14 protein-coding genes are annotated in these 14,828 nt (G+C 59.8%); 10 read left to right on the top strand and 4 right to left on the bottom strand.

Going from position 1 to position 14,828, the window contains the following annotated elements:
* The first annotated feature begins 110 nt into the window (after positions 1–110).
* Both pyrC and rnt read left to right on the top strand, forming a co-directional pair.
* Positions 111–1,157, top strand: a complete 1,047-nt coding sequence (pyrC, locus tag AC3WP7_RS02505; protein WP_071488714.1) for a dihydroorotase — start codon at positions 111–113, stop codon at positions 1,155–1,157.
* Entirely contained in the window at positions 1,154–1,825 is a 672-nt protein-coding gene (rnt, locus tag AC3WP7_RS02500) for a ribonuclease T (protein WP_010564138.1), read from the top strand. The genes pyrC and rnt overlap by 4 nt, the downstream gene beginning before the upstream one ends.
* A 64-nt stretch (positions 1,826–1,889) precedes the next feature.
* Here the strand turns inward: rnt and AC3WP7_RS02495 are convergent, their stop codons facing one another.
* A complete protein-coding gene (locus AC3WP7_RS02495; RefSeq protein WP_003172097.1) occupies positions 1,890–2,492 on the bottom strand; it encodes a peroxiredoxin in 603 nt (200 codons plus the stop codon).
* A gap of 244 nt (positions 2,493–2,736) precedes the next feature.
* On the opposite strand from AC3WP7_RS02495, the gene AC3WP7_RS02490 reads away from it, so the two are divergent.
* Positions 2,737–2,955: a bacterioferritin-associated ferredoxin gene (locus tag AC3WP7_RS02490; protein ID WP_058423779.1), complete on the top strand. Its 219-nt coding sequence runs from the start codon at positions 2,737–2,739 to the stop codon at positions 2,953–2,955.
* A 201-nt stretch (positions 2,956–3,156) separates the two neighbouring features.
* Positions 3,157–3,627: a bacterioferritin gene (bfr, locus tag AC3WP7_RS02485; protein WP_012722487.1), complete on the top strand. Its 471-nt coding sequence runs from the start codon at positions 3,157–3,159 to the stop codon at positions 3,625–3,627.
* Positions 3,628–3,696: 69 nt separating this feature from the next.
* Here bfr and grxD read toward each other — a convergent pair whose 3' ends face one another.
* Both grxD and AC3WP7_RS02475 read right to left on the bottom strand, forming a co-directional pair.
* Positions 3,697–4,035 (bottom strand): Grx4 family monothiol glutaredoxin, encoded by a 339-nt coding sequence (grxD, locus tag AC3WP7_RS02480; protein ID WP_016970749.1) that lies wholly within the window; start codon positions 4,033–4,035, stop codon positions 3,697–3,699.
* Between the two features lie 77 nt (positions 4,036–4,112).
* Positions 4,113–6,221: a molybdopterin oxidoreductase family protein gene (locus AC3WP7_RS02475; RefSeq protein ID WP_102591705.1), complete on the bottom strand. Its 2,109-nt coding sequence runs from the start codon at positions 6,219–6,221 to the stop codon at positions 4,113–4,115.
* A gap of 435 nt (positions 6,222–6,656) precedes the next feature.
* On the opposite strand from AC3WP7_RS02475, the gene argF reads away from it, so the two are divergent.
* Both argF and AC3WP7_RS02465 read left to right on the top strand, forming a co-directional pair.
* A complete protein-coding gene (gene argF / locus AC3WP7_RS02470; protein WP_102591706.1) occupies positions 6,657–7,577 on the top strand; it encodes an ornithine carbamoyltransferase in 921 nt (306 codons plus the stop codon).
* The gene (locus AC3WP7_RS02465; RefSeq protein ID WP_071488711.1) at positions 7,574–8,680 is read left to right on the top strand and encodes an ABC transporter ATP-binding protein; all 1,107 of its coding nucleotides are present in this window, start codon (positions 7,574–7,576) and stop codon (positions 8,678–8,680) included. Before argF ends, AC3WP7_RS02465 begins: the two co-directional genes overlap by 4 nt.
* A 7-nt stretch (positions 8,681–8,687) precedes the next feature.
* On the opposite strand, the gene ybaK is transcribed toward AC3WP7_RS02465, so the two are convergent.
* Complete coding sequence (gene ybaK / locus AC3WP7_RS02460; protein WP_071488710.1) at positions 8,688–9,158, bottom strand: Cys-tRNA(Pro) deacylase; 471 nt, start codon at positions 9,156–9,158, stop codon at positions 8,688–8,690.
* Between the two features lie 329 nt (positions 9,159–9,487).
* Here ybaK and AC3WP7_RS02455 point away from each other — a divergent pair, with 329 nt between their 5' ends.
* The 4 genes from AC3WP7_RS02455 (at position 9,488) to glpD (ending at position 14,576) form a co-directional block, all read left to right on the top strand.
* On the top strand, positions 9,488–10,345 hold the full coding sequence (locus AC3WP7_RS02455; RefSeq protein WP_071488709.1) for an MIP/aquaporin family protein: 858 nt from the start codon (positions 9,488–9,490) through the stop codon (positions 10,343–10,345).
* 78 nt (positions 10,346–10,423) lie between these two features.
* Positions 10,424–11,929 (top strand): glycerol kinase GlpK, encoded by a 1,506-nt coding sequence (glpK, locus tag AC3WP7_RS02450; RefSeq protein WP_071488708.1) that lies wholly within the window; start codon positions 10,424–10,426, stop codon positions 11,927–11,929.
* Positions 11,930–12,012: 83 nt separating this feature from the next.
* Positions 12,013–12,768: a DeoR/GlpR family transcriptional regulator gene (locus AC3WP7_RS02445; RefSeq protein ID WP_102591707.1), complete on the top strand. Its 756-nt coding sequence runs from the start codon at positions 12,013–12,015 to the stop codon at positions 12,766–12,768.
* A 269-nt stretch (positions 12,769–13,037) separates the two neighbouring features.
* Positions 13,038–14,576, top strand: coding sequence for a glycerol-3-phosphate dehydrogenase (glpD, locus tag AC3WP7_RS02440; protein WP_071488707.1), 1,539 nt, complete (start codon positions 13,038–13,040; stop codon positions 14,574–14,576).
* The last annotated feature ends 252 nt before the right edge of the window (positions 14,577–14,828 follow it).

Here is a 14,828-nt window from a genome sequence, read left to right as displayed (position 1 = left end):
ATAAGGCATACAAAAGGCTATCGGTTGCATCCTGCAAAACTTGATAGCGAGTGCCTGATAGAGTCTTTTCCGGTAGCATTCCCCCCAGATTGACCCGCCTGGAATCCCCAATGTCCGACCGCCTGACCCTGCTGCGTCCCGACGACTGGCATATTCATCTTCGCGATGGTGCTGCGTTACCCCACACCGTGGCCGATGTGGCGCGTACCTTTGGCCGCGCCATCATCATGCCTAACCTGGTTCCTCCGGTGCGTAACGCCGAGCAAGCCGATGCCTACCGCCAGCGTATCCTCGCTGCACGGCCGGCCGGCAGCCGGTTCGAACCGCTGATGGTGCTGTACCTTACCGACCGCACCCAGCCCGAAGAAATTCGCGAGGCCAAGGCCAGTGGGTTTGTGCACGCCGCCAAACTGTACCCGGCCGGCGCCACCACCAACTCCGATTCCGGCGTGACCAGTATCGACAAGATCCTGCCGGCCATCGAAGCCATGGCCGACGTCGGCATGCCGCTGCTGATCCACGGTGAAGTCACCCGTGGCGATGTGGACGTGTTCGATCGCGAGAAGATCTTCATCGACGAACACATGCGTCGCGTGGTGGAGCTGTTCCCGACCCTCAAGGTCGTGTTCGAGCACATCACCACTGCCGATGCAGTGCAGTTCGTCACCGAGGCCTCGGCCAACGTCGGTGCGACCATCACCGCGCATCACCTGCTGTACAACCGCAACCACATGCTGGTAGGCGGGATTCGGCCGCACTTCTATTGCCTGCCGATCCTCAAGCGCAACACGCACCAGGTGGCCTTGCTGGATGCGGCGACCAGCGGCAATCCGAAGTTTTTCCTCGGCACCGACTCCGCGCCTCACGCCCAGCACGCCAAAGAAGCCGCGTGCGGTTGTGCCGGCTGCTACACCGCCTATGCCGCCATCGAGCTGTACGCTGAAGCGTTCGAACAACGCAACGCGCTGGACAAGCTCGAAGGGTTCGCCAGCCTCAATGGCCCGCGTTTCTACGGCCTGCCGGCGAATACCGATCGCATTACCCTGGTTCGTGAAGACTGGACCGCCCCTGCCAGCCTGCCGTTTGGCGAGCTGACTGTCATCCCGCTGCGCGCCGGTGAAACACTGCGCTGGCGCCTGCTGGAGGAAAGCAAGTGAGTGAAGACCATTACGATGACGAACACGAGCACAGCGGTGGCGGATCCCGTCATCCGATGGCCGAGCGGTTCCGCGGCTATCTGCCGGTTGTCATCGACGTAGAAACCGGTGGTTTCAACTGCGCCACCGATGCGCTGCTGGAAATCGCCGCGACGACTATCGGCATGGACGAACAGGGTTTTGTGTTCCCGGAACACACCCACTTCTTCCGCGTCGAGCCGTTCGAAGGCGCCAATATCGAAGCGGCTGCCTTGGAGTTCACCGGTATCAAGCTCGATCACCCATTGCGCATGGCAGTAAGTGAAGAAGCGGCACTGACCGATATCTTCCGTGGCGTGCGCAAGGCATTGAAGGCCAATGGCTGCAAACGCGCGATCCTGGTCGGCCACAACAGCAGCTTTGACCTGGGCTTCCTGAATGCCGCCGTGGCGCGGTTGGACATGAAGCGCAACCCGTTTCACCCGTTCTCCAGCTTTGACACCGCTACTCTCGCCGGGCTGGCGTATGGCCAGACCGTGCTGGCCAAAGCCTGCCAGGCAGCCGGCATCGACTTTGACGGTCGTGAGGCTCATTCGGCCCGCTACGACACAGAGAAGACGGCCGAGCTGTTCTGCGGCATCGTCAACCGCTGGAAACAGATGGGCGGCTGGGAAGACTTCAACGACTGAAGTGGAATCCCGCGCATAAAAAAACCGGCCTTCTCAGGCCGGTTTTTTTTGCCGCAAACGTGACTTACAGCTTGCCGGCGTTCTCGGTCAGGTAAGCCGCAACACCTTCCGGCGAAGCGTTCATGCCTTTGTCGCCTTTTTTCCAGTTGGCAGGGCAGACTTCGCCGTGCTCCTCGTGGAATTGCAGGGCGTCGACCAGACGGATCAGCTCTTCCATGTTACGACCCAGTGGCAGGTCGTTGATGATCTGGGAGCGAACCACGCCTTTGTCGTCGATCAGGAACGCGCCACGGAAGGCCACGCCACCTTCGGACTCAACGTCGTAGGCCTTGGCGATGTCGTGCTTCATATCGGCAGCCATGGTGTATTTCACTTTGCCGATGCCGCCATCATTGATGGCGGTGTTGCGCCAGGCGTTGTGGGTGAAATGGGAATCGATGGAAACGGCTACCACTTCAACGTTGCGCGCCTTGAAATCGTCCATGCGGTGGTCCAGAGCGATCAGCTCCGACGGGCAGACGAAGGTGAAGTCCAGCGGGTAGAAGAACACCAGGCCGTATTTGCCTTTGATGGCTTCAGACAGTTTGAAGCTGTCTACGATTTCGCCATTGCCGAGGACGGCAGGTACGTCGAAATCCGGGGCTTGTTTGCCGACGAGTACGCTCATTGGTTATCTCCTGATGTAAGGGTGACGATTGAAGTAAAAGGACCGGCCTCGAGTCTGCCGTTTATAAGCGACAGCCCTGTGACGCAGTCACGCTTCGTGAAGACCGACCATCATACACTGAAAAAACCGTTCGTCAGTGCGGGCACGGTGCCAGTGAATACCCTACGATTCTACTTTGACAATCATTCTCGTTAACATTAAGATCCACCGCACTTAAGCCTTAAACCCGCGATGGTTCTCCCTTATGTATGTGTGCCTTTGTACTGGCGTCACCGACGGAAAAATCCGCGAAGCAATCTATGAAGGTTGCTGCAGCTACAAGGAAGTGCGTGAAGCCACCGGCGTTGCCAGCCAGTGTGGCAAATGTGCTTGCCTCGCCAAGCAAGTGGTACGGGAAACCCTGACACAGCTGCAGACCGCTCAGGCTGCGCTCCCCTATTCAGCAGAATTTACACACGCCTGATTAGGCATGTTTTAAAGAACCGGACTTAGTGTCCGGTTTTTTTATGCCCGCAATTCAATAAGTTAGCGCTAAGACGCGGAACACAAACATTCTTATTCCGATTAATTTTCATTTATTATTCAATAACTTAGGTTTGACACTAGGGATTTCGCCGCTCAAACTCCGCTTTATACACAGCTATTACAGGGCAGGACCCCAGTCATGAAAGGCGACATCTCAGTCATCCAGCAACTCAACAAAATCCTTGCCAATGAACTGGTCGCGATCAATCAGTACTTTCTGCATGCACGCATGTATGACGATTGGGGCCTGGAAAAGCTGGGCAAGCGCGAATACAAAGAATCGATCAAAGCCATGAAGGACGCGGACGCGCTGATCAAGCGCATCCTGTTCCTGGAAGGCCTGCCGAACGTGCAGGACCTGGGCAAGCTGAACATCGGCGAGCACACCCAGGAAATGATAAGCAGCGACCTGGGTTTCGAGCGCAAGAGCCACAGCGACCTCAAGGCCGCCATTGCTCACTGTGAAACCAAAGGTGACTTCGGCAGCCGCGAACTGCTGGAAGACATCCTGGAAGACCAGGAAGAACACATCGACTGGCTGGAAACCCAACTGGGCCTGATCGATAAAGTCAGCCTGGAAAACTACCTGCAGTCGCAGATGGGCGAGTAACCCCGCTTCCTGTAGAAGCAAAAAAGCCCCGCTCTCTCTCGAGAAGCGGGGCTTTTTATTGCAGGCCAATCACGCGTCGGTCTTGGCCGCCGCATTTGCCGCTGCTTCTTTGATCAGCGTTTGCAACGAACCATCAGCCGCCATCTCAACGATGATGTCGCTGCCGCCGACCAGTTCACCGGCAACCCACAGTTGTGGGAAGGTCGGCCAGTTGGCGTACTTCGGCAGGTTGGCGCGGATTTCAGGGTTTTGCAGGATATCCACGTAAGCGAATTTCTCGCCGCACGCCATGATGGCCTGGGAAGCTTTCGCGGAGAAACCGCACTGAGGAGCATTAGGCGCGCCCTTCATGTAAAGCAGAATGGTGTTGTTGGCAATCTGCTCTTTGATCGTTTCGATGATATCCATGGAACACCTCGGCTGGAACTTTGCGACTCACAGGTCGGCACGGTGGCGCATTGTAACGCAAAATTCCAGCGTGGTGCTCAGGCGGCTGCTACCTGCACCGGAACGCCATTGAGTGCGGCATTGCCCGACAACTCATCCAACTGCCGCTCGTCGGTCAAATCGTTGGCGCTCGCCCCCGGCTGTCCGCTGGCGATTGTCATCTGCACGCCTGGACGGCCATGGCCCCAACCATGCGGAAGGCTGACTACGCCGGGCATCATGTCCAGGCTGGCCAGGACTTCCACTTCAATCATGCCGATGCGCGAACTCACGCGCACGCGCTGCCCATCGCTCAACTGCCGACTGGCCAGATCATCCGGGTGCATGAGCAATTGATGACGTGGCTTGCCCTTCACCAGCCGATGGTAGTTGTGCATCCAGGAATTATTGCTGCGCACGTGACGGCGGCCGATCAACAGCAGTTCGTCGGCCACCGGCACCGGCTGCGCGGCAAAACGCGCCAGGTCGGCAAGGATCACCCCCGGCGCCGCCTGTACCTTGCCATCAACGGTTTTCAAGCGTGCCGCAAGATTGGGCTGCAGCGGCCCCAAGTCCACACCATGAGGATGGTCTGCCAGCACGGCCACCGACAACTTGTGGCTGGACGCATCACCGTACACCCCGGCACGCAGCCCGAAGTCGATCATCTGCGCAGGCGGCATGGTCGGCTTGAGCGCCGCGCCCGTCTGTGCGGCAAAGGCCTTGGCCAGGCCGACAAAGATCTCCCAGTCATGCAGCGCGCCCGCAGGCTTGGGCAGGATTGCGCGATTGAAGCGGGTGACATTGCGCACCGCGAACATATTGAAGGTGGTGTCGTAGTGATCATTCTCCAGCGCCGACGTGGACGGCAGGATCAGGTCGGCATAGCGCGTGGTTTCGTTGATATAAAGGTCGATGCTGACCATGAACTCCAATCCGTCGAGGGCTTGTTCCAACTGCCGGCCGTTGGGCGTCGACAACACCGGGTTGCCCGCCACCGTTACCAACGCACGGATTTGTCCTTCCCCTTCGGTGAGCATTTCTTCGGCCAATGCTGACACCGGAAGCTCGCCGCCATACTCCGGGCGCCCGGAAACCCGGCTCTGCCAACGATTGAAATGCCCGCCACCGGTCGATGCCACCAGGTCCACCGCCGGTGTGGTGCACAGCGCCCCCCCCACGCGGTCCAGGTTGCCGGTCACCAGGTTGATCAGTTGCACCAGCCAATGGCACAGCGTGCCGAACGCCTGGGTCGATACCCCCATGCGTCCGTAACACACCGCCTTGTCGGCGGCAGCAAAGTCCCGCGCCAACTGGCGGATCTGTTCGGCAGGCACCGCACACTGACGGCTCATGGCCTCGGCGGTAAAGCCAGCGATGGCGCGACGAACCTCCTCAAGGCCTTCAACCGGCAAATGGCTGGTGCGGGTCAGGTTCTCGCTAAACAACGTGTTGAGCACTCCGAACAGCAATGCCGCATCACCACCCGGGCGCACGAACAGGTGCTGGTCGGCCATCGCCGCCGTCTCGCTGCGCCGTGGGTCGACCACCACCACTCTGCCACCCCGGGCCTGGATCGCCTTGAGGCGCTTCTCCACATCAGGCACGGTCATGATGCTGCCGTTGGACGCCAGTGGGTTGCCGCCCAGAATCAACATGAAGTCGGTGTGATCTATATCCGGGATTGGCAATAGCAGGCCATGGCCGTACATGAGGTAGCTGGTGAGGTGATGGGGTAACTGGTCTACCGAGGTGGCGGAAAACCGATTGCGCGTCTTCAACTGGCCCAGGAAGTAATTGCTGTGGGTCATCAGTCCGTAGTTGTGCACGCTGGGATTGCCCTGATACACCGCCACTGCATTCTGCCCGTGCCGCGCCTGAATCCCTGAAAGCCGCTCGGCTACAAGCGCAAAGGCGTCTTCCCACGCAATCGGCTGCCATTCACGGCCCACGCGCAGCATCGGCTGGTGCAGGCGGTCGGGGTCATTCTGGATATCCTGCAGCGCCACAGCCTTGGGGCAGATATGCCCGCGACTGAATGTATCCAGCGGATCCCCTTTGATCGAGGTGATCGCCAGGCTGCCGTCGTCGGCCTGGGTGGTTTCCAGGGTCAGGCCACAGATGGCTTCACACAGATGGCAGGCACGGTGGTGGAGAGTCTTGGTCATGGCCAGTCTCTTTTATAGGGGCTTTGATCCCACTATGGGCCGGGAGCGGCAGGCGCGCCAGCAACGTTCGCCACGTGAATCGACCAGCATCAGGCCCGGCCATGAGCAAGCGTGAGCAAATGTTTCAAAACCCGCCCCATAGCCTCTGAAACCGACGCAGCCTGGTCTGCGCCCGCCTCCGCGCATTGCAAAAGGTCTCGGCGCCAGTGTACAAATGGCCCGCTGCTGTCTGGAATTCATCTTCAAAAGCGCTTCGGCGCCCTGCTTGAACACCCTTAAAAACCGTAGCCCTATTGGTAAGACGCGACATTTAATTATAAGATCGCGCCTTCCCCTATTTCGTCGCCCCGTGCGGCTTTCGCCGCAGGTCTCGCCCGTTGTCACAACAAACAAGGCTTTGAGTATCTGCGGTCTGTTGCAAAAAGGTAGTTAATGATGAGCGCAAGGCACTTTCTCTCCCTGATGGATTGCACGCCCGAAGAGCTGGTCAGCGTGATCCGTCGAGGCATTGAGCTTAAAGACCTGCGTAACCGCGGCGTACTGTTCGAGCCTTTGAAAAACCGCGTGCTCGGCATGATCTTCGAGAAGTCGTCGACCCGCACCCGTGTGTCGTTCGAAGCCGGCATGATCCAACTCGGTGGCCAGGCTATCTTCCTGTCCTCGCGCGACACCCAGCTGGGCCGTGGCGAGCCGATCGCCGACAGCGCGAAAGTGATGTCGAGCATGCTCGATGCCGTGATGATCCGTACCTTCGCCCACAGCACTGTGACCGAATTTTCCGCCAACTCCCGTGTACCGGTGATCAACGGCCTGTCCGATGACCTGCACCCGTGCCAACTGCTGGCCGACATGCAAACCTTCCTTGAACACCGTGGCTCGATCCAGGGCAAGACCGTGGCCTGGATCGGCGACGGCAACAACATGTGCAACAGCTATATAGAAGCGGCCATCCAATTCGACTTCCAATTGCGCGTTGCATGCCCGGAAGGCTACGAGCCTGACGCGCGCTTCCTGGAGCAGGCCGGCGACCGCGTGACCCTGGTCCGCGACCCGCATGACGCGGTGATCGGTGCGCACCTGGTAAGCACCGACGTCTGGACCTCCATGGGCCAGGAAGACGAAACCGCCAAGCGCCTGGCCTTGTTCGCCCCGTATCAGGTGACCCGCGCCCTGCTCGACCTGGCCGCGCCTGATGTGTTGTTCATGCACTGCCTGCCGGCCCACCGTGGTGAAGAGATCAGCACCGACCTGCTCGACGACCCTCGCTCGGTCGCCTGGGACCAGGCTGAAAACCGCCTGCATGCACAAAAGGCCCTGCTCGAATTCCTCGTGCCACCGTCGTACCACCACGCATGAGCCATCCATTACTGCTGAACCTGCGCAACCTGGCATGCGGCTATCAAGATCAACGGGTGGTACAGAACCTCAACCTGCACCTCAATGCGGGCGACATCGGTTGCCTGCTGGGCTCCTCGGGCTGCGGCAAGACCACCACGCTACGAGCGATTGCCGGGTTTGAGCCGGTGCACGAAGGTGAAATCAGCCTGGCCGGCGAAGTGATCTCCAGTGCCGGCTTCACCTTGGCCCCTGAGAAACGTCGCATCGGCATGGTGTTCCAGGACTACGCGCTGTTTCCTCACCTGAGCGTGGCCGACAACATTGCCTTCGGTATTCGCAAGCACCCGCAAAAAGACCGGGTGGTTGCCGAGTTGCTGGAGCTGGTAAACCTGAAGAACCTGGGCAAGCGCTTCCCTCATGAGCTATCCGGCGGCCAGCAACAACGCGTCGCCCTCGCCCGAGCCTTGGCGCCAGAACCGGCCTTGCTGTTGCTGGATGAGCCTTTCTCCAACCTCGATGGCGAGTTGCGACGCAAGCTCAGCCACGAAGTGCGCGACATCCTCAAGGCTCGCGGCACCAGCGCGATCCTGGTGACCCATGACCAGGAAGAAGCCTTCGCCGTCAGCGACCAGGTCGGCGTGTTCAAAGAGGGCCGTCTCGAGCAGTGGGACACGCCCTACAACCTTTATCACGAACCGCAGACACCTTACGTCGCCAGCTTTATCGGCCAGGGTTACTTCATCCGTGGTCAATTGAGCTCGCCGGAATCGGTCAGCACCGAACTGGGTGAGCTGCGCGGCAACCGCGCCTACACCTGGCCTACCGGCGGTGCGGTGGATGTGTTGCTGCGCCCGGATGACATCGTCTACGCGCCGGACAGCGGGTTGAAAGCGCGGATCGTCGGCAAGACGTTCCTCGGCGCATCGACGCTGTACCGCCTGCAACTGCCGACCGGCGCGCAGTTGGAGTCGATTTTTCCGAGCCATGCCGATCATCAGGTCGGTGCGGATGTGGGAATTCGAGTGGCCGCCGAGCACCTGGTGTTGTTCCAGGCGTCCGGCAGCACGGCCGCACACCTCCCTCCAGTCGAATCCGGCGTACGGCGTTACAGCCCGGTATAAAGCCCCGTCATACCCGGCCAATTTCCGCGAACTTGGCCTGGGTATGCTCAGCCAGCACCGCCGCCGGCAGCTCAACCTCCAACCCGCGCCTCCCCGCGCTCACAAAAATCGTCGCGAACGGCTGCGCCGTCACATCGATAAACGTGCGCAGACGCTTTTTCTGACCCAGCGGGCTGATGCCGCCCAACAGATAGCCAGTGGAGCGTTGCGCGGCCGCCGGGTCGGCCATTTCGACTTTCTTGACGCCTGCCGCGTGCGCCAGGGCCTTCAGATCCAGACTTCCGACGACCGGCACCACTGCCACCAGTAATTCGCCCTTCTCGCTGCTGGCCAGCAAGGTCTTGAACACCTGCGCCGGGTCCAGGCCCAATTTTTCCGCGGCCTCCAGCCCATAGGACGCCGCCTTTGGGTCATGTTCGTAACTGTGGACTCGATGTTCGGCGCGAACTTTTTTCAACAGGTCCAATGCGGGCGTCATGGTATCTCCGAGGCATGGCAAACAGATGGCCAATTCTAGGCCAAGCCCACGTAAAACGCTCTAGTCCGCACACTCTTGTGCTACAAGCGCAATGTGACAAGCGTGATCATTCACCAGACCAATAGTTTGAAAGTGACTGACAGTTCACTTTCGACCTTTGACAGCCGTCATTCTTGTCTATATTTTTTCGTTTCCGAATACTGTAGGAATACACCCGCAGCGTTCAAAGCAGTAAGCCATGGTCGGGATGGGGATCCCTGCCACGGTGAAAATCGCGCAACAGCCCGTTGAGATTGTGCGCAAGACAAGAACAACAACTGAGGTTTTCCATGACAACTGCTCTTCAACAGCCTTCACTTTCGAGCCAATGCATGGCCGAATTCCTGGGGACTGCGCTTCTGATCTTCTTCGGTACAGGATGTGTCGCTGCGCTCAAGGTCGCGGGTGCCAGCTTTGGCTTGTGGGAGATCAGTATCATCTGGGGGGTCGGCGTCAGCATGGCGATCTACCTGAGCGCCGGTATTTCCGGAGCCCACCTCAACCCGGCTGTCAGCATCGCGCTGTGCATTTTCGCCGACTTCGAAAAGCGCAAACTGCCCTTCTACATTCTCGCCCAGATCGCCGGCGCCTTCTGCTCGGCGGCCTTGGTGTACACGCTCTACAGCAACCTGTTTTTCGATTACGAACAAACCCACCATATGGTGCGCGGCTCCCAGGCCAGCCTGGAATTGGCGTCGGTGTTCTCCACCTACCCCCATGCGCTGCTGAGCACCGCCCAGGCGTTCCTGGTGGAAATGGTCATCACCGCCATCCTGATGGGCGTGATCATGGCCCTCACCGATGACAACAACGGCCTGCCACGCGGCCCGTTGGCGCCCCTGCTGATCGGCCTGCTGATCGCAGTGATCGGCAGCGCCATGGGCCCGTTGACCGGCTTTGCGATGAACCCGGCGCGGGATTTCGGGCCCAAGCTGATGACCTTTTTTGCGGGTTGGGGTGAAATGGCCTTCACTGGTGGCCGCGATATTCCTTACTTCCTGGTACCGATTTTCGCGCCGATTGTCGGCGCATGCCTCGGCGCCGCGGCCTATCGCGGGCTGATTGCCCGCCACCTGCCGAGCGCCGCACCTGCTATAGCTGAAGCAACACCTGACACGGCTGTCAACGGCAAGACCCGTATTTCCTGATAGCGCCAGCCTGGACGCACCTGCCCTTCTTGCGGCCCAGGCTGATTACCGACTTTCTTATTTTCCAAGGCATTCGACATGACCGATATTCAGAATAAGAACTACATCATCGCCCTTGACCAAGGCACCACCAGTTCCCGGGCGATCATCTTCGATCGTGACGCCAACGTGGTCTGCACCGCCCAGCGCGAATTCGCCCAGCATTACCCGCAGGCGGGCTGGGTCGAACACGACCCGATGGAAATCTTCGCCACCCAGAGCGCCGTGATGGTCGAGGCCCTGGCTCAAGCGGGCCTGCACCATGACCAGGTCGCCGCCATCGGTATCACCAACCAGCGTGAAACCACCGTGGTGTGGGACAAAGTCACCGGTCGCCCGATCTACAACGCGATCGTCTGGCAGTGCCGCCGCAGCACCGAGATCTGCCAGCAGCTCAAGCGCGACGGCCACGAGCAATACATCGGCGACACCACCGGCCTGGTCACCGACCCGTACTTCTCCGGCACCAAGCTCAAGTGGATCCTCGACAACGTCGAAGGCAGCCGCGAGCGTGCGCGCAACGGCGAGCTGCTGTTCGGCACCGTCGACAGCTGGCTGATCTGGAAATTTACCGGCGGCAAGACCCACGTCACCGACTACACCAACGCTTCGCGCACCATGCTCTTCAACATCCACACCCTCGAGTGGGATGCGAAGATGCTGGAGATCCTCGACGTGCCGCGCGAAATGCTGCCGGAAGTGAAGTCCTCCTCGGAAATCTACGGCCGTACCAAAAGCGGCATCGCCATCGGCGGTATCGCCGGCGACCAACAGGCCGCCCTGTTCGGCCAGATGTGCGTCGAAGCCGGCCAGGCCAAAAACACCTACGGCACCGGCTGCTTCCTGCTGATGAACACCGGCGACAAAGCGGTGAAGTCCAAGCACGGCATGCTCACCACCATCGCCTGCGGTCCGCGTGGCGAAGTGGCCTACGCCTTGGAAGGTGCTGTATTCAACGGCGGCTCCACCGTGCAGTGGCTGCGTGATGAGCTGAAAATCATCAACGATGCCCACGACACCGAATACTTTGCCGGCAAGGTCAAGGACAGCAACGGCGTGTACCTGGTACCCGCGTTTACCGGCCTGGGCGCGCCCTACTGGGACCCGTATGCCCGTGGCGCACTGTTCGGCCTGACCCGTGGCGTACGCGTGGATCACATCATTCGTGCAGCGCTGGAGTCGATTGCCTACCAGACCCGCGACGTGCTCGACGCCATGCAACAGGACTCCGGCGAACGCCTCAAGGCCCTGCGTGTGGACGGCGGCGCGGTGGCCAACAACTTCCTGATGCAATTCCAGGCCGACATCCTCGGCACCCAGGTCGAGCGCCCACAAATGCGTGAAACCACCGCACTCGGCGCCGCCTACCTGGCCGGCCTGGCATGCGGTTTCTGGGGCAGCCTGGACGAGTTGCGCGGCAAGGCGGTGATCGAGCGCGAATTCGAACCGCAACTGGACGAAGCCGCCAAGGAAAAACTCTACGCCGGCTGGCAAAAAGCTGTCAGCCGCACCCGTGATTGGGAGCCGCACGAAGGCGCTGAATAAGCCAACGTCGGGTTGTAACTGGCAGGGAGCGGATTCCTGCGTCATCATGGGCCACTTTTGTATGGCAGCCCAAAGGACGCCCCATGAATCTGCCTCCCCGCCAACAACAAATCCTCGAACTGGTCCGCGAACGCGGCTATGTCAGTATCGAGGAAATGGCGCAGCTCTTCGTTGTTACCCCGCAAACCATCCGCCGCGATATCAACCAGCTGGCGGACGCCAATCTGCTGCGCCGCTACCACGGCGGCGCGGCCTATGACTCCAGCGTCGAAAACACCGCCTACGCCATGCGGGCCGACCAGATGCGCGACGAGAAACAGCGCATCGGCGAAGCCATCGCCGCGCAGATCCCCGATCACGCCTCGCTGTTCATCAATATCGGCACCACCACCGAATCCATCGCCCGTGCGCTGCTCAACCACAACCATCTGAAAATCATCACCAACAACCTCAACGTCGCCACCATGCTCAGTGCCAAGGACGACTTCGACGTGCTGCTGACCGGCGGCAATGTGCGGCGTGACGGGGGCGTGGTCGGTCAGGCGAGTGTCGATTTCATCAACCAGTTCAAGGTCGACTTTGCCTTGGTGGGCATCAGTGGTATCGATGAAGATGGCAGCTTGCTCGACTTTGACTATCAGGAAGTCCGGGTTTCCCAGGCGATCATCGCCAATGCGCGCCAGGTGATCCTGGCGGCGGACTCCAGCAAGTTCGGGCGCAATGCCATGATTCGCCTGGGGCCGATCAGTTTGGTGGACTGCCTAGTGACTGACCAGCAGCCGGTGCCGGCGTTGGTGCATTTGCTCAATGACCACAAGGTTCGTCTGGAAGTGGTGTAGCGTCTGCACTGACGCCATCGGGGGCAAGCCCCCTCCCACATTGGAATGTGATCAGCCTGTGGGAGGGGGCTTGCCCCCGATAGCTATTGACCTGACGACCCATTTCTCCAGCCAGCACTGGCTCATGTTCACAAATTTTCCTTTGCCCGCCCTTCGATGAGTTTTTTCAATCGAACTCAGGTGGCTGCGCGCGCGTTTATCAGCTACCATTTTCGCAAATGAACATTAATGTTCGAATTCCAATACGAAAAAGATCGCGAGGCCAGCCGATGAACCCTTCTACCTTGCCTGCTCCACCGCTCGCCGAAGTCTATGACGTTGCCGTTATCGGTGGCGGAATCAATGGCGTCGGTATTGCAGCAGACGCAGCCGGTCGCGGTTTGTCGGTATTCCTTTGCGAAAAGGACGACCTGGCCAGCCACACCTCCTCCGCCAGCAGCAAGCTGATCCACGGCGGCCTGCGTTACCTCGAACATTACGAATTCCGCCTGGTGCGCGAAGCCCTGGCCGAACGTGAAGTGCTGCTGGCCAAGGCCCCGCACATCGTCAAGCAGATGCGCTTCGTGCTGCCGCACCGCCCGCACCTGCGTCCGGCGTGGATGATCCGCGCCGGCCTGTTTCTGTACGACCACTTGGGCAAGCGCGAAAAACTGGCCGGTTCGAAAAGCCTCAAGTTCGGCGCCGACAGCCCGCTGAAAAGCGAAATCACCCAAGGTTTCGAATACTCCGACTGCTGGGTCGATGACGCCCGCCTCGTGGTGCTCAACGCCATGGCCGCCCGCGAAAAAGGCGCACACATCCACACCCAGACCCGTTGCATCAGCGCCCACCGCAGCAATGGCATGTGGGAAATGAACATGGAGCGCGCCGACGGCAGCCTGTTTTCGATCCGCGCCCGGGCCCTGGTGAACGCTGCCGGCCCGTGGGTCGCCAAGTTCATCAAGGACGACCTGAAGCTGGATTCGCCCTACGGCATCCGCCTGATCCAGGGCAGCCACCTGATCGTGCCGAAACTGTATGAAGGCGCCCACGCGCATATCCTGCAGAACGAAGACCAGCGCATCGTCTTCACCATTCCGTACCTGAACCACCTGACCATCATCGGCACCACCGACCGCGAATACACCGGCGATCCGGCAAAAGTGGCGATCACCGAAGGTGAAACCGACTACATGCTGAAAGTGGTCAACGCGCACTTCAAGAAGCAACTGAGCCGCGATGACATCGTGCACACCTACTCCGGCGTACGCCCGCTGTGCAACGACGAATCGGACAACCCGTCGGCCATCACCCGTGACTACACCCTGGCACTGTCCGGTGGCACGGGCGAAGCGCCGATCCTGTCGGTGTTCGGCGGCAAGCTGACCACCTATCGCAAACTCGCTGAATCGGCGATGGCGCAACTGGCACCGTACTTCACCCAGATGCGCCCGAGCTGGACCGCTACCGCCAGCCTGCCGGGCGGTGAAAACATGACGACGCCAGAAGCCCTGGCCGAAGCGATTCGCAGCAAGTTCGACTGGATACCGAGCGAGATCGCCCGCCGTTGGTCCACCACCTACGGCAGCCGCACCTGGCGCCTGCTGGAAGGTGTGCAGTCGCTGGCCGATCTGGGCGACCACCTGGGTGGTGGCCTGTACACCCGCGAAGTCGATTACCTGTGCGCCGAAGAGTGGGCCACCCAGCCCCAGGACGTGCTGTGGCGCCGTACCAAGCTCGGCCTGTTCACCACCCCGGAAGAACAGGACAACGTGCAACGTTACCTGTCCAAGGTCGAGCAAACCCGTGCAAAGATTGAAGCGGCCTGATCAGGTCGCCCCGCGAAGCCCCTGCGCCGGAAGGCCCAGGGGCTTTTTTATGCAAGATAAATCCCACACGCCCTATTCGGTTTTCCGAACGCCATACCACAGCCTATTCGGATTGCCGGATCACGGTGTGACAAATTCCTCGAAGAAAAAATTTAATACCCTTATAAATCAAAGATATAACCTTTTATTCGAGGTATGGCACGACTCATGCTCTACACTCCCTGACGATTGCCTGAGACGCCTCAGGAGCCG

The sequence above is a fragment of the Pseudomonas sp. FW305-3-2-15-C-LB1 genome (assembly GCF_058787615.1).
The sequence above is the reverse complement of the archived record's forward strand: the minus strand, read 5'-3'. Positions and strand labels throughout refer to the sequence as shown.